This window comes from Methanococcoides seepicolus (assembly GCF_023684405.1).
Taxonomy (GTDB): domain Archaea; phylum Halobacteriota; class Methanosarcinia; order Methanosarcinales; family Methanosarcinaceae; genus Methanococcoides; species Methanococcoides seepicolus.
In genome coordinates this window covers 1-805 of sequence record NZ_JAGSOI010000148.1, presented here as the reverse complement: position 1 = coordinate 805, position 805 = coordinate 1, and the positions used below count along the sequence as shown (strand labels likewise).

1 protein-coding gene is annotated in these 805 nt (G+C 45.6%); it reads right to left on the bottom strand.

Going from position 1 to position 805, the window contains the following annotated elements:
• The coding region (locus tag KDK67_RS14150; RefSeq protein ID WP_250869486.1) for a hypothetical protein at positions 1–805 on the bottom strand (805 nt) is incomplete at both ends.

The window sequence follows — 805 nt, the reverse complement described above, 5'->3', positions numbered from 1 at the left end:
TAGACGTTGAATAGAACTGATCTATAGACAAGTGAATTCTGGGATAAAGAAGTATTAAGTGTTCGTGTTCCATTTGTACCGTTTTCGTATATAGTAAGACTTTCACCGTAAGCATCGGCGTGGATGTCATAGTAGAATCCGCTATAGTTTTGGCCATTGATTTCCCAGCTTGAATCTGAACTCCAGGACGAAAAATCATCGGCTTCATCAAAAGCAGGAGATGAGATACCATTACTGCCACTGTTACTAGTGCCACCACTACCTCCACCACTACCTCCACTGCTGGAAGGTGGAGAGGTTCGTGTAACATTTACATATATGGTGTTGGTGTTTCCAGCGGCATCGGTAACGTTTGCATAAATGGCGTTAGTACCCATGGCCAGAGGTACCGTTGCCGTGAAGGTGCCGTTGAAGTCTAGAATTGTGGTTTCTGCAACAATGTTATTCACTGCAACCACTGGCAGCGAACCGGTGCCATTGACAAGACCTGAGACCGCAATTGAGCTTGCCGGTGTGGAAGATCCATCCGCCGGCGAGGTTATACTGATCACTGGCATGAGATTGTCAACTACTTCCAGGGTTCTTGAAACTGTATCAGACCATGCTCCTTCATCATCCTGTACACTGAAGTAAATGGTGTGGGTGCCTATTGAGATATCTGAAGTACTGAAATAAGCTGATGTACTCAGCTGACCGTCAATGCTGGAAGTCCAGTTGTAACCGACAATTGTGCCATAGGTGTCTGTTCCTGAACCGATGAAGGTTGCTGTTTCACTTTCAGGATCGGGAGATATGGAATCAATTG